The following is a 21,863-nucleotide window of genomic DNA, read 5'->3' as shown; positions in this document are numbered from 1 at the left end:
TAGTTTTTTCCGAAATTAGGTAATTGGTTTGAAAGAAGTTAGCTTTGAGGGTAATGGTTGAAAAAATTAGAAACATCGCTGTTCTAACTTCCGGAGGAGATGCTCCGGGAATGAATGCTGCTATAAGAGCAGTTGTTCGTGCCTGTTCATTTCATGATCTTGAGTGTACAGGAATATTTCGTGGATATCAAGGACTTATTGAAGCAGATTTTGAACCACTTGATGCACGTTCAGTTAGAAATATAATCAATAGAGGGGGGACCTTTCTAAAGTCTACCCGTTCCAAAGAATTTCAGACTAAAGAAGGTCGTCAAAAAGCCTACGATAATCTTAAGGCAAATAATGTTGATGCGCTTATCGTGATTGGTGGAGACGGTACTTTCACCGGTGGACAACTATTCAGTAAAGAATTTGGTTTTCCGGTAGTGGGAATTCCTGCAACCATTGATAATGATATCAATGGAACCGACTTTACTCTGGGCTACGATACTGCTTTGAATACAGTCGTTGAGGCGATCGATAAGATTCGTGATACGGCAAGTTCTCATAACAGGTTGTTCCTGGTAGAAGTGATGGGACGTGACGCTGGTGATATCGCTTTAAATAGTGGTATTGGTGCTGGCGCTGAAGAAATTTTGATCCCTGAGGAAAATCTGGGTGTGGAAAGATTACTGGATTCTCTTAGAAAGAGCAAAAAGACTGGTAAAACCTCCAGTATCATCGTGGTTGCAGAAGGAGATAAGAGCGGGAAGAATATTTTCGAACTCGCCTCATTTATAGAAGAGAACCTAGATGAATACGAAGTAAGAGTTTCTGTTTTAGGTCATATACAGCGTGGAGGTTCTCCAAGTTGTTTTGATCGTGTTCTGGCTAGTAAGCTAGGAGTTGGAGCAGTAGAAGCTTTGATGAACGGAAAAACTGAGATCATGGTAGGAATTCACCACCAGAAAGTCGTAAACGTAGATTTACTAACGGCGATTAAAGGTGAAGCAAAAATAGATAAAGAATTACGGAGGGTGGCAGACATCACTTCGGTATAATTAAAAACCAAAGAAAATGAGTACTAAAATTGGAATTAATGGATTTGGTCGTATTGGAAGAATTGCTTTCAGAATTGCGGCGCAAAGCGAAAAAGTAGAAGTTGTAGCTATCAACGATCTTCTTGATGTAGATCATTTGGCATATTTACTGAAGTATGATTCGGTTCACGGAAAATACGCAGGTTCTGTTGAAGTTAAAGACGGAAGTCTTATCGTTGATGGAAACAAAATTAGAGTTACTTCAGAAAAGAACCCGGCAGACCTTAAATGGGGTGATGCAGGAGTTGATGTAGTAATGGATTGTACTGGAATTTTTACAGATCTTGACAACGCACAGGCTCACCTTGATGCTGGTGCTAGAAAGGTTGTAATTTCAGCTCCTTCTAAAACTGCTCCAATGTTCGTAATGGGAGTAAACCACCAGGACGTTAAGGCAGATCAGAATATCGTATCTAATGCTTCCTGTACTACTAACTGTCTTGCACCACTTGCAAAAGTGATCGATGATGAGTTTGGTCTTGTAGAAGGATTAATGACTACTGTTCACGCAACTACATCTACTCAATTTACTGTAGATTCTCCATCTAAGAAAAACTTCAGACTTGGAAGAAGCGCAATGGCGAATATCATCCCAAGTTCAACTGGAGCTGCAGTAGCAGTAACGAAAGTAATTCCTTCTCTTAAAGGAAAACTTACTGGTATGGCATTTAGAGTTCCAACTACAGATGTTTCTGTAGTGGATCTTACTGTTAAGACTGAAAAGTCTACCAGTTACGAGGAGATCAAGGCTGCTTTCAAAAAGGCTGCTGAAGGAGATTACAAAGGTGTAATTTCTTATACTGAAGAAGAAGTAGTAAGCCAGGATTACGTTTCAGATCCACATACCTGTAATTTTGATGCTGGTGCTGGTATCGAACTTAACGACAAGTTCTTCAAGCTAATCGCATGGTACGATAACGAGTATGGATATTCTTCTAAGCTTGTAGATCTTGCAGCTCACGTAGCTTCACTCTAATTCATTCTGAATAAAAATAAATAGCAGTTCGGTGTTACAGCTGAACTGCTTTCTTTTCAATTTAATCCATCTCAGAACATGATATTGATTGCCGATGGCGGGTCCACAAAATGTGACTGGATCTTACTGAACAATGAGGGTGAGCAGATTTTTAAAACCAGAAGTAAAGGTTTAAATCCTGCTGTTTTTAAAGAAGCTGTTCTTGAAGAACGTCTTGCCGAGAATCCTGAACTTGCTGAAGTAAGAGATACGATCGAAAAAGTACATTTTTATGGTGCCGGTTGCGGTACACCTACACCTACTGAACTTCTTAGAAGCATCATCGCGAACTATTTCACGAATGCAGACGAGGTAAAGGTGATGGAAGACACCGTAGCAGCTGTTTATGCTGCGACTACCGAACCTGGGATCGTATGTATTCTTGGTACTGGATCTAATAGCTGTTATTTTGATGGTGAAAACATTACTCAGGCAGTTGCTTCTCTCGGCTATATTCTAATGGATGAGGCCAGTGGTAATTACTTCGGAAAAAGACTGATTCGTGATTATTACTATAAACGAATGCCTCCTGAAATTGCTGAAAAATTTGAGCAAAAGTTCGACCTCAATTCAGATACCATTAAGATGAACCTTTATCGCAAGGATAATCCTAATACGTATCTCGCACATTTCGCAGAATTTATTTTCACGAATGAGCGTAATGGATACTTCTATAAGTTATTACATGAAGGTCTTTCAGATTTTGTTCACTCGAGAGTGATGAGCTACCCACAGGTGACATCTGTTCCTGTACATTTTATAGGTTCTATTGCATATTTCAGTCAGGATATTATAAAGGCAGTTTTACAACCTTACGGTATTGAAGTTGGTAATATCGTGAGAAGACCAATTGATGCATTAATTGAATACTACCGTCAAAATGTGATCAGTAAATAGTACAACTCATTTTCATAAATTAGAAAAGACTCGCAGATTGCGGGTCTTTTTTTTTATGAAAAATTTGGCTATACAACTCACTGAAGATGTATCACTTGTAAGTTTAAAATGTACATTTAGCGGCGTTTAGCGACCCTACATTTTATGTGATTTTATGCTGGTAAAAGTTTATGGAAGTGCTGTGTTTGGTGTAGATGCCACCACGATCACTATAGAAGTTAATGTAGCTTCAGGTATTGGATACCATCTTGTAGGATTACCAGATAATGCAGTCAAGGAATCCAGTTACCGGATAACCGCCGCCCTGCAGAATAACGGTTATAAATTACCAGGGAAAAAGATCATCGTAAACATGGCACCGGCCGATCTAAGGAAAGAAGGCTCAGCTTATGATCTTAGTTTCGCCATGGGCATTCTGGCCGCATCTGAACAAATAAAAGCTATCAATATTTCAGAGTATATAATAATGGGCGAATTGTCCCTTGATGGCAGCCTCCAACCTATTAAGGGAGCACTGCCAATCGCAATTCAGGCTAAGAAAGAAGGTTTTAAAGGTTTTATTCTGCCTGAACAAAACGCCAGAGAAGCAGCGATCGTGTCAGGTCTGGATGTGTTTGGAGTAAGTAACATCAAGCAAGTGACCGATTTTTTTCACTTAGGTAAGCAGCTGGAACCTACCATCATTAATACTAGAGAAACATTTTTCCAGGATCTCGATAATCTTGAACATGACTTCGCCGATGTGAAAGGCCAGGAATCTATAAAAAGGTGTATGGAGATCGCCGCTGCGGGAGGCCATAATATCATTCTTATTGGACCGCCAGGAGCGGGAAAAACAATGCTTGCCAAAAGATTGCCCAGCATTCTGCCGCCAATGACTCTGCAGGAAGCATTGGAAACTACTAAAATCCATAGTGTAGCCGGCCGAATTAAAGACAATGTTGGCCTGCTGGCTCAACGTCCATTCAGGAGTCCGCATCACACTATCTCCGATGTCGCTCTTGTTGGCGGGGGAGGATACCCACAACCCGGAGAGATCTCGCTTTCTCATAACGGCGTGCTGTTTCTGGATGAGCTTCCCGAATTTAAAAGAAGTGTATTGGAAGTTATGCGGCAACCTCTGGAAGACCGCGAGGTTACCATCTCCAGAGCCCGATTTACCGTTACCTATCCTTCCAGTTTTATGCTTGTCGCCAGTATGAACCCAAGCCCTGGTGGATATTTTAATGATCCCGATGCGCCTGTATCTTCATCAGCCTATGAAATGCAACGATACCTGGGGAAGATCAGCGGACCGCTACTCGATAGAATCGATATTCATATTGAAGTAACTCCAGTTCCATTTGATAAACTTAGCGAAGAACGCAAAGGCGAATCCAGTAAATCTATTCGTGAGAGAGTAAGTAAGGCCAGAAGCATTCAATCTGAAAGATTCTTGGATCTGGAAAATGTGCATTATAACGCACAGATTGGTCCAAGGCAAATAAGAGAGCATTGCCAGTTGGATGATGCTTCGAAGACGTTGCTGAAAACGGCAATGGAAAAATTAAACCTTTCTGCACGGGCTTACGATCGTATTTTAAAAGTTTCCAGAACAATTGCAGATCTTGCTGGAAGTTCTCAAATACAGGGAGAACATATAAGTGAAGCAATACAATATAGAAGTCTGGATCGTGAAGGATGGCTGGGTTAATATCTTGAGTTTTAATTAACGAAACCTTTGTCTGTTTTTTATATTTTTGGATAAAACCTACAAAATCAATCTGTAAATTTCGAAATTCACCGAAAGAGACGCAATAAAAACCAATGAAACAACTCCTTTTAGCCTCCGTATGTTTGCTTATTTTATCCTGTAAAGGAAATTCAGAAGATCCGGGGAAAGATCCGGGAGATACTGACACTTTGATAACGGAGAATATCCTGCCAGATGCACTCAAAACTACCGATAAAGTAACATTGAATATTACTGAAGCTAACAACCTAGCAGAATTACCATTGGCTTGTTTAAATACGGAATACCCTAATAAATTGGGACAAACTCTGGAAAATAAGAATGCGATGGATGAACCTCATGTCTTGCACCCGGCTTTTTACGGATGTTTTGACTGGCATTCGTCTGTTCACGCCCATTGGTCACTGGTAAGTTTGCTGAAGCAGTTTCCGGAGCTTAAGAAGAATGAGGAGATTCGTGAGAAGTTGAAAACCTCTCTCTCTTCAGAAAATATTGAAGGAGAGGTTGCTTACTTCAACCGTAAAGAAAGCGCTGCATACGAACGTACTTATGGCTGGGCATGGTTGCTGAAATTATCACAGGAGCTAAAGTCCTGGGAAGATCCTCTTGGGCAGGAACTTGCTGCAAACCTTCAACCACTTACAGATCTAATAACTACGCGATTCATTGAATTTCTTCCGAAGTTAAATTACCCGGTAAGAGTAGGAGAGCATACCAATACTGCATTCGGACTTACATTTGCTTATGATTATGCAGAAGCAACCGAAAACAAGGAATTAATGGAAGTGGTTAAGAAAAGTGCACAGAGTTTCTTCCTGAATGACGACAACTGCCCGGTAAGCTGGGAGCCAGGAGGGTATGACTTTATTTCGCCCTGCCTGGCAGAAGTGGATATTATGAGAAGAGTTCTTCCTAAAAGTGCTTTTAACCTTTGGATAGAAGATTTCATGCCGCAATTGAAAAACGAAGATTTTGAAATGGAAGTTGGTGAAGTTTCAGATAGATCTGATGGTAAACTGGTTCATCTGGATGGTCTGAACTTCAGCAGAGCCTGGATCTTCTCTGGTCTTGCCAATCAATACCCCGAAAAATTCGGTCATTTAAGAGCTCTAGCGAATGAGCATGTGGCCTATTCCTTTCCAAACGTTTCCGGTGACGGTTATGAAGGTGGACACTGGCTGGGAACTTTTGCGATTTATGCTTTGCAGGAATCTGGAAAGCAACCCGTAAAATGAAAAACTTCTTCAGAAATCTAGGTCCTGGAATCCTTGTTTCTGCTGCATTTATTGGTCCTGGAACCGTTACCGTATGCAGTCTTGCAGGTGTGGCTTTTGGTTATAGTCTGCTATGGGCTTTACTTGTTTCCTTAATTGCCTGTATCGTGTTGCAGGAGATGTCTGCCAGGCTTGGCCTAGTAACAGGCAAAGGTCTAAGTGATTCTATACGTCAATCCATAACATCTCCAGTATTCCGAATAGTAGCGCTAATTCTAATTTTTTCTGCAATTGTAATTGGGAATGCCGCTTACGAAGCTGGTAATATATCTGGAGCGGTCATGGGTGTGCAAAGTATCCTGCCTATTGAGGAAATATCAATTTTTGGAAATGTTATCAATCTTTGGAGCTTTATAATTGGAGGTTCCGCATTTCTACTGCTTTACCTGGGAAGTTATAAGAAGCTGGAAAAAGTATTTATAGGATTAGTAGTTTTAATGAGTCTTGCTTTTATTATCACAGCTTTCCTCACCCAGCCCTCCTGGGCTGGAATTCTTCAAGGCTTTGTGCCGACATCCATAAGTGATGAAATTCTCACGATCATCGCATTGGTGGGAACTACCGTGGTACCTTATAATTTGTTTTTACATGCATCTTTGGTTGGTGAGAAATGGACAGGTGTCAAACATCTTAAAACTGTACAGAGAGAACTGGTGTTTTCGATCATTCTTGGTGGACTCGTTTCTATGGCTATCTTAATATGCGCAGCTTCTTCCGGATTGAGCTCTATTGATGATGTAGCTGGTCTGGCAGTAGGACTGGAGCCATTGTTTGGAAGTATGGCAACCACATTTCTAGCGATCGGATTACTGGCAGCTGGGATCACCTCGTCCATAACAGCCCCTTTGGCAGCAGCTTATGTTGTGAAAGGTTGTCTTGGATGGAAGGCTGGAATGGCCGATTGGAGATTTAAAGCTGTGTGGATGAGCATAATTATTCTTGGTGTGTTTTTTAGCTCCCTGGGAATTAAACCGGTCGAGATCATTCAGTTTGCACAGGTAGCTAATGGAATTGTGCTTCCAGTTATTGCAATATTCCTCTTATGGATCGTCAATCAGGAATCAATTCTGGGTAAATTTAGAAATTCAGCTTTTCAAAACATAATTGGTATCTTGGTAATTGCCCTGGCTATATTCCTTGGCGCGAAATCAATTTATACAGTAATACAGAATTTATGATGAAACAAACCATCCATATAAATTGTGATCTTGGTGAAGGAGGAGAGTTTGACGAGAAGTTAATGCCACTTATTTCTGCCTGCAATATTGCCTGTGGAGGACATGCCGGAAACCTTGAAACCATGCATAGAACTGTAAGGTTGGCTCTTGAAAATAACGTAGAAATTGGAGCTCATCCATCCTATCCAGACCGGGCAAACTTCGGAAGAAATCATATGGAAATGACTGCTGAAGAATTGAAACTTTCAGTCGAAGGACAGGTGTTAAGTCTGAAGCAAATTGTGGAATCTGAAGGTGGGAAACTGAGTCATGTAAAACTGCATGGCGCTCTCTATAATGATGCCGCAAAAGATAGGAATATTTCCGAGATGGTAGTGAGGAGCCTGGAAGGTCTTGGAGAAGACTTGAGGCTGTTTGTGCCTCTCAATTCCCAACTCGGAGAACTCGCTTTAGGCAGATTTGAACTCTATTATGAAGCATTTGCAGATCGAAACTATGAGGATGATTATGGTTTGGTTCCTCGATCAAAATCGTATGCAATCATCGAAGATAGGGAAGTGGTTTTTCAGCACGTGAGAAGTATCTATAAAGAGAACAAAATCTTATTGCCGAACGGCGAATTTTTAGAGGCTCAGGCAGACACATTTTGCGTGCATTCTGATACCCCTTCGGCGGTGGAAATTTTACAATATCTACAACGTAAATTAGCTGCAGAAAATATCTATATTAAATCCTGAAAATGATCAAGTGGAAGAGTGTTTCGAGAATGGGAGATCGCGGAATTCTGATAGAATTCCCTCATGAAATTTCAGAAAAAACACTTCAAACTATACTTGACGCAAAATCTACGCTATTAAAATTAGACCTTGAACAAAAGGTTGAAATAACTAATACATATAACTCGATTTTAATCAGTTACCCTTCTACTATAAGAGATGTCTATAGTGAGTTGAATATAGTTTCCAAGGCTTTAAGAACTACGAATATATCAAAAAACCTGAACAAGCGAATTTTCAAGATTCCTGTTTGTTATGAGGCGGAATATGCTCCGGATCTGGAAGATGTAGCTGCGCTAAAAAAAATGAAAAAAGACGAAGTGATCTCCCTTCATTCCACTCCGGAATACCTCGTATATTTTACCGGTTTTTTACCGGGCTTTTTATACCTGGGTGGGTTGGATAAAAAAATTGCAATACCACGAAAAGACACTCCTCGCAAAATTGTAAAAAAAGGAAGCGTGGGGATCGCAGAAGATCAAACAGGAATTTATCCGCAAGAGAGTCCGGGTGGATGGCAAATAATTGGTAGAACACCACTGGATTTTTTTAATGTGAAAAATGAAATTCCCAGTCCATTTATAGCTGGAGATTTTGTGCAATTTTATCCTGTAAGTAATTCGGAATATCTCCAAATTAAAGAAAAGGTGAAGAATGGAATTTATGAATTCGAAATCGTCAAATCCAATGGGTGAAATAGTTGTCAAACAGCCAGGATTATTCTCCACGATTCAGGATTTCGGAAGATATGGATCTAGAAAATATGGTGTTCCTGAGGGTGGAATCATGGATAGATATGCCTTCAAGATCTGCAACCTTATTCTCGGGAATTCTGAAAATGATGCAGTATTGGAAATAACTTTTTTAGGGCCTGTTCTTGAATTTAGGACTGCTACGAATATTTGCGTTGGAGGAGCAAATCTTACTCCGAAGATTAACAATTTAGAGATCGAATTAAACACTGCTTATCCAGTAAAGGCTGGAGATATTCTTTCCTTCGGAAAAAGGAAATCTGGATTCCGGTCCTACCTCGCGATTAAAAATGGTTTTCAATCTCCGCAAATTCTGGGAAGTCGAAGTTGGTTCGAAGCTGTTACAGGAAATCATAGACTTCAGAAGAACCAGCTTTTACATTATCAAAATTCAGAAGCTATCAAGAATAATCCTCATTCAGCTATTCATGTAAATACAGATTACCTCAATTCAGAAATGATAGAAACTTATGAAGGGCCAGAATTTGATAAACTACCAGAATCTTTACAAAAACTTATTTTTCAGAATAAATTTAAGGTGAGTGGTGATAGCAACCGGATGGCTGTACAATTTGAAGAATTGATAAATAATGACCTCAAAGGCATTCACACTTCCCCGGTCATGCCTGGAAGCGTTCAACTTACCCCATCAGGAAATCTGATCGTGCTTATGAGGGACTGTCAAACTACGGGAGGTTATCCAAGGGTTTTACAGCTATCAGAGTATGGAATCCAGGTGCTTTCTCAAAAAATGCCCGGCGAAGTTGTGCAATTTTGTGCGAAGTCTTAATACCTGTAAATAGCAAAAAGTGCCAACTAAGTTTATTAATGCTATAGAAAAGACCCTACTCAGAACTACAACTAAACTATGATTGACACTTTTTTTGTCCCCAAAACATCTTAGATAAACTAAAATGACTCTACAAATATAGGTACAGTAGTAGCTGTAGAGTAGGGGAATTTTCCCCTTTCTTGCAGATAAGCTCGATTTTATTATTAGAAATTATATTTTAGAGGCAGATAATCAAACCCTTATAATCGTGAATCCACCAAAAAAGTGCATTACTGTTCAAAGAGCTAAAGAACTTCAAAAAGAATGGCGTGAAACCAGGTCTGTAGTTACTACAAATGGGAAAGAACATGAAGATACCTGTGAGTTCCATTTTGATCTGGAAGAACTTCAGGAATATATCAACTACGTTCGTGAAAAATCTCAACAAAATAAAGCGGAAAGGCCAGGAATCAATGTCTGGCTAGGTGCATATCAGGCTGAGGGTGATAAACCTAGTCTAAATACCGTGTTTTTCTCTGCAACGCGTAAAATGAAAGCAGAAGAGGAAGATGGTTCTGGAAGAGATTACCTCGAAAATGATGATATTGAACCAATGAATACTGTAGGAGGTATGTGGCCTCCCTTACCATATAAAGGCTAGGATTTTCTGTGATAAAATTCATTATTGAAAACAAGCTGTACATAGGATATCTTATGGAGTTCCTTGCAGCTTGTGCTGGAACAATACACCTCATAAAAGCACAGAATTTAAGAACTGGCGTAAAACTTTTTGTTGGATTCCTTTGGTTCAATTTTTTCTACGACCTGCTTGGCATGTACCCAATCTGGGCATATTATGATAATTACCAGTTGGCACCTTTTTTAAAAGACACTGCTTTTGCACGTAATTTCTGGTATTATAACAACTTTTATGTCATAAAGTATATCGTGCTGGGGCAGTTATTTATTTTGCAGTTAACCCATCCTGAAAGTCAGAGTCTAAGGAAAATCCTTGATAAGCTAAAATGGGCCTTTGTTGTCTACAGTGTTATATGCTTTGCAACTTTTGGCAACTATTTGTATCAATATGACTATACAGTCATCATATTTGGAACTTTCTTTCTCGTAGGATGCATTATGGCGTACCTCATTCAAATGCTTCGTACAGATGAAATTCTTCAATTTAAGTCTGATGTAATTTTTTATATCTCAGTAGGGCTTATCATTTACGAATTATGCATTGCACCAATTAATATTTATGGAGGATATTTCAATGAAGGTAATATGGAATTCGTCCAGTTCTATGCACGTATTCTCAGGTACGGGAATATTTATTTATACGGAATTTTTATTATAGGTTTTCTAGTAACTTTGAGGAATGGAAGAAAAACTGATACCTTAGCTTAGAATTAATGTTTGATTCTAATAGCTAAATTAGGTTTACCAGTATTTAAAATCCAATAGAAATGCTTCGGAAGGAAGAGATTATTCTAATTCTCTATTTTATACTGGTGATCGTTCTACTCACCGTATTCACCGTTTTTTTTGTGATCACTTATCAGAAGCGGAAGAATAAGATCTTACAGGAGAAATTTGAGGCAGAACAACAATTTTTAATAGAACTCAATAATACGAAGATAGAGATACAGGAAGCTACATTGAAGAATGTAAGCTGGGAACTCCATGATAATATCGGTCAGTTACTATCTGTGGCCAGTATCCAGTTGAATATACTTTTAAAAAGATCCAGTGAGAATGCCGCTCCAGCAGTTACAGAGATCAAAGAACTGGTGGCAAATTCATTAAATGAAGTTCGTTCACTCTCCAGAACTCTAAATAATGAAGTAATTCATACAACCGGGTTACACAAATCTGTTCGAGACGAGCTGGATCGTTATAATCGTATGGATATCCTGCATGCAGAATTGGAAATCAAGGGTGAGTTCAGGGAAATTAAACCTGAAAGTGAGATTATTATATTCCGGATCATGCAGGAATTTTTTAATAATGTCATCAAATATGCCGAGGCTTCTTCACTTGAGGTTCAATTAAATTATCTGGAACATTCACTACAGATCCAAGCTAGAGATAACGGGAAAGGTTTCGATGATACTGAAGTAGAAAAAGGTTCCGGAATAATTAACATGTATAGCAGGGCCAAGCTAATCAATGCTAAAATTGATATACAGAGTAGAGTTGGAAAAGGAACTTCTTTGAAATTAATCTATCCTATTCAAATAGCCAGCAATGTATAAAAATATAAGCATAGTCGATGATCATAAGCTGTTCGCAAGTTCACTTCGCGTGCTGGTGAATTCCTTCGAAGGTTTCAAGGTGCTTAATTATTTTAAAAATGGTCAGGAGCTTGTAGAGCATGTGCAAAGTGGCCTGGAACTTCCTGATGTTTTATTATTGGATATGCGAATGCCAGTAATGGACGGTTTACAGACAATGACCTGGTTAAAAGAACATCAGCCAGATCTTAAAGTTCTGGCCCTCACTGTAGATCAGGAAGATGAAACGATCATCAGGATGTTGAAACTCGGTGCTCGCGGATATCTTCTGAAGGATATAGATCCTGATGAATTTGAACTAGCCTTAAACAGGATCGTTGAAACAGGTTATTATACGAATCAGTTGATTTCTGAAGCTTATAGAAACGAAGGAAAAGCCGAGAAATATGAAGTTCTTACCGGTAGAGAGCAGGAGTTTTTAAGTTATGCCTGTAGTGAGCTTACTTATAAAGCGATCGCATCAGAAATGAATCTTAGTCCTAAAACTGTTGAGAATTATAGGGAGAGTCTTTTCAGCAAGTTACGGGTTAAGAGTAGAGTAGGCCTGGTTATGGTGGCCATCAAAGAAGGGTATTTCAAGATTTAAAAATTTAAGAATACTTTATATCAAATGCAGCTTTGCGTCATTACTTAATTCGCGAACTGCAGTATCTTCGTACTTTCAAATTAGATATTCGTGATAGATTCAGCAAAAATAGAACTTCGGAATTTACAGGTTAAGGATTACGAGGAATTGAAGATTTCCATGGTCAAGAGTTACCAGGCTATGCCAGATGAATACTGGAGCAAGGCTGAGATCAAAACCTTGATAAGTAAGTTTCCTGAAGGCCAGTTGTGCATCATTATAGATAATCGAATTGCGGGATGTGCGCTTTCTATTACCGTAGATTACGACAAGTTTGATGATAATCATACCTATGAGGAGATCATTGGGGGAGAAAACTTTTCCACGCATACTAAAAATGGGAATGTTCTCTACGGAATCGATGTCTTTATTCACCCTGAATTTCGCGGAATGCGATTGGGTCGAAGACTCTATGAAGCTAGAAAAGAATTATGTGAGCACTTAAATCTGAAAGCGATCGTTTTTGGAGGCAGAATTCCAAATTATGCAAAATATGCAGATGAGTTAACACCGAAGCGATATATCGAGAAAGTAAAATTGCAGGAAATTCATGATCCTGTACTATCATTTCAGTTAAGTAATGACTTTCACGTAAAGAAAGTGATCAAGGGATATCTCTCCGGAGATCACGAATCCAAGGAGTTTGCTACTTTGATGGAATGGAATAACATCTATTATTCTAAACCTCAAAAGCTGGTAAATACTACCAAAACGGTGGTTCGACTTGGGCTTGTGCAATGGCAGATGCGTTTGTTCAAAGATTATGAAGCGCTGGTTTCCCAGATCGAGTTTTTTGTGGATGCCGTAAGTAATTATCAGAGTGATTTCATACTTTTTCCGGAGCTTTTCAATGCACCATTAATGGCTCAGTTCAATCATCTTTCTGAGCCGGAAGCCATTCGCGCGTTATCAGACTATACCGAGAAATTGCTGGAAACCTTCCGTGAGTTCGCTATCAATTATAACATTAATATCATTACCGGAAGTATGCCAATGCCGGAAGGTGAGCACATGTACAACGTAGGATATCTTTGCAGAAGGGATGGAAGCTACGAACGCTACGAAAAACTGCATATCACTCCGGCAGAAGAAACTGCCTGGGGGATGAAGGGTGGTAATAAACTGGAAACCTTTGATACCGATTGCGGAAAAATTGGAGTACTCATTTGCTATGATGTGGAATTTCCTGAAGTTTCACGATTACTTGCCGAGGAAGGAATGAACATATTATTTGTACCGTTCATGACAGATACTCAAAATGGATATTCTCGGGTGAAGATCTGCGCTCAGGCCCGTGCAGTGGAAAATGAATGTTATGTCGCCATCGCAGGCTCCGTTGGAAATCTGCCTAAGGTAGATAACATGGATATTCAGTACGCTCAAAGTGCTGTATTAACCCCTTCAGATTTTGCATTTCCAGTAAACGGAATCAAAGCGGAAGCTACTCCTAATACTGAAAGTACTTTACTGGTAGATGTCGATCTGGATCTTCTAAAAGAGTTACATAACTTCGGAAGTGTTCGAAACATGAAAGACAGGAGAAAAGATCTATATTCTTTACGAAGAAAAAAATAGAATATTCAGCTGAAAATGAGGAGGTTTTAGAACTTTTTATTAGTTTTAAACCATGATTAGTATGGTTGAAAAATTCGTTGTGGCGGTGTTGGAAATTTTGTTCTAAAAAGTCTCTACATTCCATTTTATCATAAGCTCATGAAGCCACCATTTCTGGTGGCTTTTTTTATGCCGGTAATTTTAATTTCGACTCAGATATAGTTCCAGAGATCGTAAATAAAAGCCAATTAAATTGCTGACATTCAACTAAATACGTAATCAGTCCTTCAATTAGCGTTCATTCAGTCATTTAATATCACGACTTAAGGTGTTCGAATCCCAGTATTTTTAATTCTTACAGAACAGAATTGAAATTTAATGAATACCAAATATAGCAGCACCATAACGCAAAGTGATTCTCAACCAGCTTCCCAAGCCATGCTTCACGCCATTGGATTGAGCAGGGAAGATCTCAAAAAACCTTTCGTAGGGATAGGAAGTACCGGGTATGAAGGTAATCCCTGTAACATGCATCTCAATGATCTTGCAAAAGAGGTCAAAAAAGGGACTCAGCAAGCCGGTATAAACGGACTTATTTTTAATACGATTGGCGTAAGTGATGGAATTTCCATGGGAACTCCAGGAATGCGTTTTTCACTTCCTTCACGGGATCTAATCGCAGATTCTATGGAAACTGTGGTTAGCGGAATGTCTTATGACGGACTCGTAACTGTAGTTGGCTGTGACAAGAATATGCCAGGTGCACTCATGGCAATGCTAAGATTAAACCGGCCTTCGGTATTAGTGTATGGAGGAACGATATCTTCGGGTTGTCATAATGGTAAAAAACTGGATGTGGTTTCAGCTTTTGAAGCCTGGGGTTCCAAGGTTTCCGGAGAAATGCAGAAAGAGGAGTATCAACAGGTGATTGAAAAAGCCTGTCCTGGTGCCGGAGCATGTGGTGGTATGTATACTGCAAATACTATGGCTTCAGCAATTGAGGCTCTGGGAATGAGTCTGCCCTTTAACAGCTCTAATCCTGCAACCGGTCCTGAAAAGGTGAAGGAAAGTGTAAAAGCTGGGGAAGCTATGCAACTGTTACTTGAAAAAGATCTCAAACCTAAAGATATCGTATCTGCCAAATCTCTTGAAAATGCCATTAGATTATTGACCGTACTTGGTGGTTCTACCAATGCTGTGCTGCATTTTCTGGCGATCGCTAAAGCTGCGGAAATCAACTTCGGATTAAAGGATTTTGAAAGAATTTGTGAAGAAACTCCATTTCTAGCAGATCTTAAGCCTAGTGGTAAATATCTTATGGAAGATATTCACAGGATTGGTGGAATTCCGGCCGTCATGAAGTATATGCTGGAGAAAGGACTGCTCCACGGGGATTGCATGACGGTTACCGGAAAAACCATAGCAGAAAATCTTGAGGAGGTAGAATCTATGCCTTTTGATCAGGATATAATACACCCGGTAGAGAAACCTATTAAAGCGACAGGACATATTAGAATACTATACGGGAATCTCGCTTCTGAAGGTTCCGTAGCAAAAATAACTGGAAAGGAAGGTTTGAAATTCCATGGTAAAGCGAAAGTTTTCAATGGTGAATATGATGCTAATGAAGGGATTTCATCTGGAAAGGTGCAGAAAGGTGATGTAGTCGTCATTAGATATGAAGGTCCAAAAGGGGGGCCTGGTATGCCAGAAATGTTAAAGCCTACTTCAGCAATTATGGGAGCTGGGCTGGGTAAGGATGTGGCTTTGATCACCGATGGTAGATTTTCTGGAGGAACTCATGGATTTGTCGTGGGTCATATTACTCCGGAAGCGCAACAGGGCGGACTAATTGGATTGCTGAAAGATGGCGATGAAATAAGTATTAATGCCGAAACAAATAAGATCGAAGCTCATTTGAGTGATGAAGAAATAACTAAGAGAAGAGCAGTATGGAAAGCGCCCGCATTCAAAGCAAAAGGAGGCGTGCTTTATAAATACGCGAAAACAGTAGCATCAGCATCAGAAGGATGCGTGACAGATGAATTTTAATTAGGTGGAAATATGGAGGTTAAAACAGCAAGTTTCGAAAAGCAAAGCACGAAAAAAAGCCTGACCGTATCAGGAGCAGAGGCGGTGATCAAATGTTTGCTCGAAGAAGGTGTAGATACTATTTACGGATATCCTGGAGGGGCGATCATGCCTGTATATGATGAACTGTATAAATATCAGAAGGAAATTCACCATGTACTCACCAGGCACGAACAGGGAGCAACGCATGCCGCCCAGGGTTATGCCAGAGTTTCAGGAAAAGTAGGTGTTGCTGTGGCAACTTCAGGTCCGGGAGCTACCAACCTTGTAACCGGGATTGCCGATGCGCAGATAGATTCCACTCCAATGGTTTGTATCACTGGCCAGGTAGGATCCCATCTTCTGGGTTCAGATGCTTTCCAGGAAACCGATATTGTAGGTATATCCACACCTGTAACCAAATGGAATTACCAGATCACCAACGCTGCAGAGATCCCGGAAGTAATGGCAAAAGCTTTTTATATCGCCAGGTCAGGAAGACCAGGGCCGGTATTAATCGATATTACCAAGGATGCCCAGTTTGCTTCATTGGAATTCAGTTATAAAAAATGTTCTGGAATAAGAAGTTACCAGGCGATCCCGGAACTAAATCTTCTTGAAGTACAACGCGCTGCAGAAGTGATCAATAATGCTAAAAAACCAATGATCGTTTGGGGACAGGGAGTGATCCTGGGAGGAGCTGAAGATTTATTTAAACAGGTTGTAGAAAAATCTGGCATTCCTGCAGCGTGGACCATTCTGGGACTTTCGGCATTACCAACAGATCATCCATTGAACGTGGGAATGGTGGGCATGCATGGAAACTATGCACCAAATATGCTAACTAATGAATGCGATGTTTTAATTGCAATTGGGATGAGGTTTGATGACCGGGTTACCGGAAATCTTGAAAAATACGCGAAACAGGCGAAGATCATTCACTTTGAGATCGATCCGGCTGAAATTAATAAAAATGTACACGCAGACTACCCGGTTCTGGGGGATGTAAAAGAAAGTCTGAAGGCATTGCTTGAATTACTGGAGCCATATTCTCATAAGGAATGGCACCAGAAGTTTAAGGATATGTACAAAACTGAATATGAGAAAGTCATTCAGGGAAATTTAGATGTAACCAAGAAAGATCTGGGAATGGCTGAGGTTATCCAGGAAGTAAATATTCAATCTAAAGGAGATGCGATCATTGTCTCAGATGTTGGTCAGCACCAAATGGCAGCCTGCCGCTATGCCAAATTCAATCAGTCAAGAAGTAATGTGACATCCGGGGGATTAGGAACTATGGGATTTGCGTTACCAGCAGCCATTGGTGCAAAAATGGCAAAACCAGAAAGAGATGTTGTCGCGGTGATAGGAGATGGCGGTTACCAAATGACCATACAGGAATTAGGAACCGTATTCCAGACCAAAGTTCCGGTCAAGATCGTGCTTTTGAATAACGGATTCCTGGGAATGGTAAGACAGTGGCAGCAAATGTTCTTTGACAGGCGTTATGCCTCCACAACCATGGTGAACCCAGATTTTATTGCGATTGCCAAAGGTTATCACATTAAAGCAAACCAGGTGACCGAAAGGAGTCAGCTTGAGTCGGCAGTAAAAGAAATGATGGAAAGCGATGAAGCCTATTTCCTTGAAGTAAAAGTTGAACAGGAAGAAAATGTGTTCCCAATGATCCCAACCGGAGCATCAGTTTCAGAAATATTATTAGAGTAATGGAAAAACAGAACTATACAGTTTCGATTTATACCGAAAATAATCTTGGCCTACTTTCCAGAATCGCGGCTATCTTTTTGAAAAGGCATATCAACATTGAAAGTATTACGGCTTCCCCCAGTGAGGTGACAGAGGTTATGCGTTTTATCATCATTGTAAAGGTTTCCGAAGAACAGATCAAGAAGATCGTAGGACAGATCGAAAAGCAGATCGAGGTGATCAAAGCTTTTTATCATACCGATGCTGAAACGATTTACCAGGAAACAGCTTTGTATAAGATCAAATCTGAAGATTTTCTGGATGACCATAATATTCAGGATTTTATAAAGGAGACCAATGCGCGAATTGTGACCGTAACCAGGCAGTTTTTTGTGATAGAAAAGACCGGAAAACGTAATGAGGTTGATCAGCTTTATGAGAAACTAAAACCCTACGGACTCATGCAATTTGTAAGATCTGGAACGATCGCTGTTACTAAGAACGAAATGCCGATATCAGGAATACTAGAAAAATTTAATACCACAAACTCATTATCATGACCAACTATTTTAACAGCCTTACCAAAGCTGAAAAACTCGATCAATTAGGTACCTGTAGATTTATGGAACTGGATGAATTCAGTAATGAAGCAGATGCTTTAACAGATAAGAAAATAGTCATTGTAGGTTGCGGTGCTCAGGGTCTCAATCAGGGACTAAATATGCGTGACAGCGGTCTAGATATTTCATATGCACTTAGAGAAAGCGCGATCAGGGAAAAACGTCAATCCTGGAAAAATGCTTCAGAAAATGATTTTACGGTTGGAATTTATGAAGAATTGATCCCGGATGCAGACCTTGTAATCAACCTTACACCAGATAAGCAGCATACTTCAGTTGTAAAAACCATCCAGCCGCACCTAAAGCAAGGAGCTGTTTTATCTTATTCTCACGGCTTTAATATCGTGGAAGAAGGAATGAAGATTCGGGAGGATGTAACCGTGATCATGGTCGCTCCAAAATGTCCCGGATCTGAAGTTAGAGAAGAATATAAACGTGGTTTTGGAGTACCTACCTTGATCGCGGTTCATCCTGAAAATGATCCTAAAGGTATAGGGCTGGAGTGGGCGAAAGCCTATGCTTATGCCACAGGTGGTCATCGCGCCGGAGTACTGGAATCTTCTTTTGTTGCTGAAGTAAAATCTGATCTTATGGGTGAGCAAACCATCCTTTGTGGTGTTTTACAAACCGGTTCTATTCTAACTTTCGATAAAATGGTTTCTGAAGGTCTGGATAAGAATTATGCAGCAAAACTAATTCAGTATGGTTGGGAAACGATTACGGAAGCTTTGAAGCACGGCGGAATCACCCAGATGATGGACAGACTTTCTGATCCTGCAAAGATGAGAGCCTATGAAATTTCAGAAGAACTAAAGGAAAAAATGCGTCCGTTATTTCAGAAGCATATGGATGATATTATCTCCGGAGAATTTAGCAGCAGGATGATGCGGGACTGGGCGAAAGATGATACTGAATTGCATACCTGGAGAGCTGAAACTGAAAATACCGCTTTTGAGAAAACTGAAGCAACTTCAGAAGAGATCACAGAACAGGAGTATTTTGATAAGGGAGTCTTGCTGGTTGCTTTTGTAAAGTCGGGGGTAGAATTAGCCTTTGAAACCATGGTCGACGCCGGAATTATCGAGGAGTCTGCTTATTATGAATCCTTGCATGAAACTCCCCTTATAGCGAATACCATCGCCAGAAAAAAACTATACGAAATGAACCGCGTAATTTCAGATACTGCGGAATATGGATGTTATTTATTCGATCATGCAGCGAAACCACTGATCAAGGATTATGTGAATTCTCTGGAACCTGAAGTTGCCGGAAGAAAATTTGCTTCAGAAGATATAGGAGTGGATAATGAGGAATTGTCAAAAGTGAATCAGGAGATCAAAGAGCATCCCGTAGAGAAGGTAGGCGCAACATTACGATCTGCGATGACTGCAATGAAGAAAATATACGCTTAATGGAAACTCTGCTGGAAAAAGATACGATTTACAAACCTAGTCTCGAAGCGGTTAAAGAGGCTTCGGAAAGGATCTCAAAGGTGGTGCTGAAAACTCCTTTAGCTGAATCTTTTACCTATAGCAAGCGCTTTGATGCAAAGGTAATGCTGAAGCGTGAGGATTTGCAACAGGTTAGATCCTATAAAATTCGTGGAGCCTATAATAAAATCTCCAGTTTACCACAGGAACAGCTTGAAAAAGGTGTGATCTGTGCCAGTGCCGGCAATCATGCTCAGGGTGTTGCCTTTGCCTGCAATAAGCTCAAAGTTAAGGGTGTGATCTATATGCCTGGTACCACGCCACAACAAAAAGTGGAGCAAACTGAAATGTTCGGTGGTGAATGGGTGGAAGTAGTGCTGAAGGGTGATACCTATGATGATTCCTTTAAGAGTGCGATGGCGCATAGGGCTGAAAAAGGACTTATTTTCATTCATCCTTTCGATGATGAAAAAGTTATTGAAGGTCAGGCAACCATTGCCCTGGAGATCCTTGAGCAAGCAAATGAAGCTATAGATTATGTTTTTGCTCCACTTGGCGGAGGCGGACTGCTGGCAGGAATTTCTTCCATGTTCAAGGAACTATCGCCCAATACTAAGATCATTGGGATCGAACCTCAGGGTGCGCCTTCGATGAAGACCTCTCTAAAAGAAGGTAAGGTGGTAGAGTTGGATCATATTGAACGATTTGTAGATGGCGCTTCTGTCCAGAAAGTTGGGACGAGAAACTTTGCCATTTGTAAGGAAAACCTGGATGAAATGATCACAGTGCCGGAAGGAAAGATCTGCCAGACCATCCTTGATCTTTATAACCAGGATGCCATGGTAGTGGAACCGGCCGGAGCGATGGCGATTTCAGCTCTGGATCTATATGCTGAAAAGATCAAGGGTAAGAACGTTGTTTGTATCGTTAGTGGCAGTAACAACGATATCATACGGATGGCTGAGATCAAGGAACGTGCATTGTTGTATTCCGGATTAAAACATTATTTCGTAATCGTTTTCCCTCAAAGAGCAGGAGCCTTAAAAGAATTTGTAGCAAAAGTCCTGGGACCAAATGATGATATCACTCATTTTGAATATTCTAAAAAGCATAACAGGTCGAATGGGCCAGCGGTCGTAGGTATTGAGCTGAAAGATCCAGCGGACTTTGAACCTCTGGTAGAGAGAATGAAAAAGAAGAATTTTTATGGGGAATATTTGAATAATAATCCAAATTTATTTCAATTTTTGATCTAGAAATGCCTGTACCTTAAAAATTTATATACATTTGTAATATGATTTCGATCAATAAGATAATATTAGTCCGTTTCAATTTCAGGCCCCGCCGCCGCTTCTAGGCAGCACCCCGAAACGACTTTTTATTACTATTATCTTACATCCCAATTTTGAACTACATAAACGGCATAGAATACAAACTTAATATCAGATCATTCTCTGATATTTCCCCTATGCGCCGCCGTTTTCCCCGTCGCACGTAAGTGCGTCTATATATCTATGGAACCTAGGTGAGTCCGGTTCCGCTCTCGAAAACCCAGATCAAAATATAATTTCCAACATAAATCTTTTAGCAGATGAAAATTCTCATTGCTAATAAATCTCACGCTTCCTATGCTGAGGTCATTTGTAATACTATCGAAGAATCGGCAAAGGTTCGGGGTACCGGTATTGCGCGCAGAACTCCTGAATATATCATCAATAAGATGGAGAAGGGAAACGCTGTGATCGCTCTCGAAAAGGAGAATTTTGCCGGTTTCTGTTATATAGAAACCTGGAGCCACGACAAGTATGTGGCTAATTCCGGACTCATTGTCCATCCAGATTTTAGAAATCAGGGGCTGGCGAAAGATATCAAAAATGTCATTTTTGATCATTCCCGAAAGAAATATCCGGATGCTAAGATATTCGGGATCACCACAGGTTTAGCGGTCATGAAGATCAATTATGATCTTGGCTATCAACCGGTCACCTTTTCTGAACTTACCGATGATGAGACATTCTGGAAAGGATGCCAGACCTGTAAGAATTATGATGTACTTACCAGAACCGACCATAAGATGTGTTTGTGTAC

At 40.2% G+C, this 21,863-nt stretch carries 20 protein-coding genes; all 20 read left to right on the top strand.

Annotated elements, in window-relative coordinates:
* Window positions 1–53: 53 nt before the first annotated feature.
* A complete protein-coding gene (gene pfkA / locus ACNI3T_RS01905) occupies window positions 54–1,040 on the top strand; it encodes a 6-phosphofructokinase (RefSeq protein WP_322302349.1) in 987 nt (328 codons plus the stop codon).
* Window positions 1,041–1,056: 16 nt separating this feature from the next.
* A complete protein-coding gene (gene gap, locus ACNI3T_RS01900; RefSeq protein WP_141877294.1) occupies window positions 1,057–2,055 on the top strand; it encodes a type I glyceraldehyde-3-phosphate dehydrogenase in 999 nt (332 codons plus the stop codon).
* A 78-nt stretch (window positions 2,056–2,133) separates the two neighbouring features.
* The gene (locus ACNI3T_RS01895) at window positions 2,134–2,991 is read left to right on the top strand and encodes a BadF/BadG/BcrA/BcrD ATPase family protein (RefSeq protein WP_418226397.1); all 858 of its coding nucleotides are present in this window, start codon (window positions 2,134–2,136) and stop codon (window positions 2,989–2,991) included.
* Window positions 2,992–3,145: 154 nt separating this feature from the next.
* Window positions 3,146–4,684: a YifB family Mg chelatase-like AAA ATPase gene (locus ACNI3T_RS01890; protein WP_418226396.1), complete on the top strand. Its 1,539-nt coding sequence runs from the start codon at window positions 3,146–3,148 to the stop codon at window positions 4,682–4,684.
* Window positions 4,685–4,797: 113 nt separating this feature from the next.
* Window positions 4,798–5,958, top strand: coding sequence for a DUF2891 domain-containing protein (locus ACNI3T_RS01885; protein WP_418226395.1), 1,161 nt, complete (start codon window positions 4,798–4,800; stop codon window positions 5,956–5,958).
* Entirely contained in the window at window positions 5,955–7,175 is a 1,221-nt protein-coding gene (locus ACNI3T_RS01880) for an Nramp family divalent metal transporter (protein ID WP_418226394.1), read from the top strand. Before ACNI3T_RS01885 ends, ACNI3T_RS01880 begins: the two co-directional genes overlap by 4 nt.
* Window positions 7,172–7,912: a 5-oxoprolinase subunit PxpA gene (pxpA, locus tag ACNI3T_RS01875; RefSeq protein ID WP_418226393.1), complete on the top strand. Its 741-nt coding sequence runs from the start codon at window positions 7,172–7,174 to the stop codon at window positions 7,910–7,912. Before ACNI3T_RS01880 ends, pxpA begins: the two co-directional genes overlap by 4 nt.
* A 2-nt stretch (window positions 7,913–7,914) precedes the next feature.
* A complete protein-coding gene (pxpB, locus tag ACNI3T_RS01870) occupies window positions 7,915–8,646 on the top strand; it encodes a 5-oxoprolinase subunit PxpB (protein ID WP_418226392.1) in 732 nt (243 codons plus the stop codon).
* On the top strand, window positions 8,639–9,493 hold the full coding sequence (locus tag ACNI3T_RS01865) for a 5-oxoprolinase subunit C family protein (RefSeq protein ID WP_418226391.1): 855 nt from the start codon (window positions 8,639–8,641) through the stop codon (window positions 9,491–9,493). Before pxpB ends, ACNI3T_RS01865 begins: the two co-directional genes overlap by 8 nt.
* A gap of 250 nt (window positions 9,494–9,743) precedes the next feature.
* Window positions 9,744–10,136, top strand: a complete 393-nt coding sequence (locus ACNI3T_RS01860) for a hypothetical protein (RefSeq protein WP_418226390.1) — start codon at window positions 9,744–9,746, stop codon at window positions 10,134–10,136.
* A gap of 8 nt (window positions 10,137–10,144) precedes the next feature.
* Entirely contained in the window at window positions 10,145–10,882 is a 738-nt protein-coding gene (locus ACNI3T_RS01855) for a hypothetical protein (protein WP_418226389.1), read from the top strand.
* Window positions 10,883–10,941: 59 nt separating this feature from the next.
* Window positions 10,942–11,730: a sensor histidine kinase gene (locus tag ACNI3T_RS01850; protein ID WP_418226388.1), complete on the top strand. Its 789-nt coding sequence runs from the start codon at window positions 10,942–10,944 to the stop codon at window positions 11,728–11,730.
* Window positions 11,723–12,355: a response regulator gene (locus ACNI3T_RS01845; RefSeq protein WP_418226387.1), complete on the top strand. Its 633-nt coding sequence runs from the start codon at window positions 11,723–11,725 to the stop codon at window positions 12,353–12,355. The genes ACNI3T_RS01850 and ACNI3T_RS01845 overlap by 8 nt, the downstream gene beginning before the upstream one ends.
* Window positions 12,356–12,445: 90 nt before the next feature.
* Window positions 12,446–13,969, top strand: a complete 1,524-nt coding sequence (locus ACNI3T_RS01840) for a carbon-nitrogen hydrolase family protein (protein WP_322302361.1) — start codon at window positions 12,446–12,448, stop codon at window positions 13,967–13,969.
* Window positions 13,970–14,326: 357 nt separating this feature from the next.
* Window positions 14,327–16,000 (top strand): dihydroxy-acid dehydratase, encoded by a 1,674-nt coding sequence (gene ilvD / locus ACNI3T_RS01835; RefSeq protein ID WP_418226386.1) that lies wholly within the window; start codon window positions 14,327–14,329, stop codon window positions 15,998–16,000.
* A 12-nt stretch (window positions 16,001–16,012) separates the two neighbouring features.
* Window positions 16,013–17,746 carry a biosynthetic-type acetolactate synthase large subunit gene (gene ilvB, locus ACNI3T_RS01830; RefSeq protein WP_418226385.1) on the top strand — a complete coding sequence of 578 codons (1,734 nt, stop codon included), beginning with the start codon at window positions 16,013–16,015 and terminating at the stop codon, window positions 17,744–17,746.
* On the top strand, window positions 17,746–18,285 hold the full coding sequence (gene ilvN / locus ACNI3T_RS01825; RefSeq protein WP_418226384.1) for an acetolactate synthase small subunit: 540 nt from the start codon (window positions 17,746–17,748) through the stop codon (window positions 18,283–18,285). The genes ilvB and ilvN overlap by 1 nt, the downstream gene beginning before the upstream one ends.
* Entirely contained in the window at window positions 18,282–19,757 is a 1,476-nt protein-coding gene (gene ilvC / locus ACNI3T_RS01820; RefSeq protein ID WP_418226382.1) for a ketol-acid reductoisomerase, read from the top strand. Before ilvN ends, ilvC begins: the two co-directional genes overlap by 4 nt.
* The gene (ilvA, locus tag ACNI3T_RS01815) at window positions 19,757–21,031 is read left to right on the top strand and encodes a threonine ammonia-lyase IlvA (RefSeq protein WP_418226381.1); all 1,275 of its coding nucleotides are present in this window, start codon (window positions 19,757–19,759) and stop codon (window positions 21,029–21,031) included. Before ilvC ends, ilvA begins: the two co-directional genes overlap by 1 nt.
* A 335-nt stretch (window positions 21,032–21,366) precedes the next feature.
* Window positions 21,367–21,863: GNAT family N-acetyltransferase (locus tag ACNI3T_RS01810; protein WP_418226380.1), on the top strand; the 497-nt coding region annotated here is incomplete at its 3' end.

This window comes from Christiangramia qingdaonensis (assembly GCF_048381525.1).
In the GTDB taxonomy this organism is placed as follows: domain Bacteria; phylum Bacteroidota; class Bacteroidia; order Flavobacteriales; family Flavobacteriaceae; genus Christiangramia.
The sequence above is the reverse complement of the archived record's forward strand: the minus strand, read 5'-3'. Positions and strand labels throughout refer to the sequence as shown.

Coding starts and splice junctions, on each gene's coding strand:
- ACNI3T_RS01885 (WP_418226395.1), top strand. CDS start 4,798: ATGAAACAACTCCTTTTAGCCTCCGTATGTTTGCTTATTTTATCCTGT.
- ilvD (WP_418226386.1), top strand. CDS start 14,327: ATGAATACCAAATATAGCAGCACCATAACGCAAAGTGATTCTCAACCA.
- ACNI3T_RS01850 (WP_418226388.1), top strand. CDS start 10,942: ATGCTTCGGAAGGAAGAGATTATTCTAATTCTCTATTTTATACTGGTG.
- gap (WP_141877294.1), top strand. CDS start 1,057: ATGAGTACTAAAATTGGAATTAATGGATTTGGTCGTATTGGAAGAATT.
- ilvN (WP_418226384.1), top strand. CDS start 17,746: ATGGAAAAACAGAACTATACAGTTTCGATTTATACCGAAAATAATCTT.
- pfkA (WP_322302349.1), top strand. CDS start 54: ATGGTTGAAAAAATTAGAAACATCGCTGTTCTAACTTCCGGAGGAGAT.
- pxpB (WP_418226392.1), top strand. CDS start 7,915: ATGATCAAGTGGAAGAGTGTTTCGAGAATGGGAGATCGCGGAATTCTG.
- ACNI3T_RS01895 (WP_418226397.1), top strand. CDS start 2,134: ATGATATTGATTGCCGATGGCGGGTCCACAAAATGTGACTGGATCTTA.
- pxpA (WP_418226393.1), top strand. CDS start 7,172: ATGATGAAACAAACCATCCATATAAATTGTGATCTTGGTGAAGGAGGA.
- ACNI3T_RS01845 (WP_418226387.1), top strand. CDS start 11,723: ATGTATAAAAATATAAGCATAGTCGATGATCATAAGCTGTTCGCAAGT.
- ACNI3T_RS01865 (WP_418226391.1), top strand. CDS start 8,639: ATGGGTGAAATAGTTGTCAAACAGCCAGGATTATTCTCCACGATTCAG.
- ilvB (WP_418226385.1), top strand. CDS start 16,013: ATGGAGGTTAAAACAGCAAGTTTCGAAAAGCAAAGCACGAAAAAAAGC.
- ACNI3T_RS01890 (WP_418226396.1), top strand. CDS start 3,146: ATGCTGGTAAAAGTTTATGGAAGTGCTGTGTTTGGTGTAGATGCCACC.
- ACNI3T_RS01880 (WP_418226394.1), top strand. CDS start 5,955: ATGAAAAACTTCTTCAGAAATCTAGGTCCTGGAATCCTTGTTTCTGCT.
- ilvC (WP_418226382.1), top strand. CDS start 18,282: ATGACCAACTATTTTAACAGCCTTACCAAAGCTGAAAAACTCGATCAA.
- ilvA (WP_418226381.1), top strand. CDS start 19,757: ATGGAAACTCTGCTGGAAAAAGATACGATTTACAAACCTAGTCTCGAA.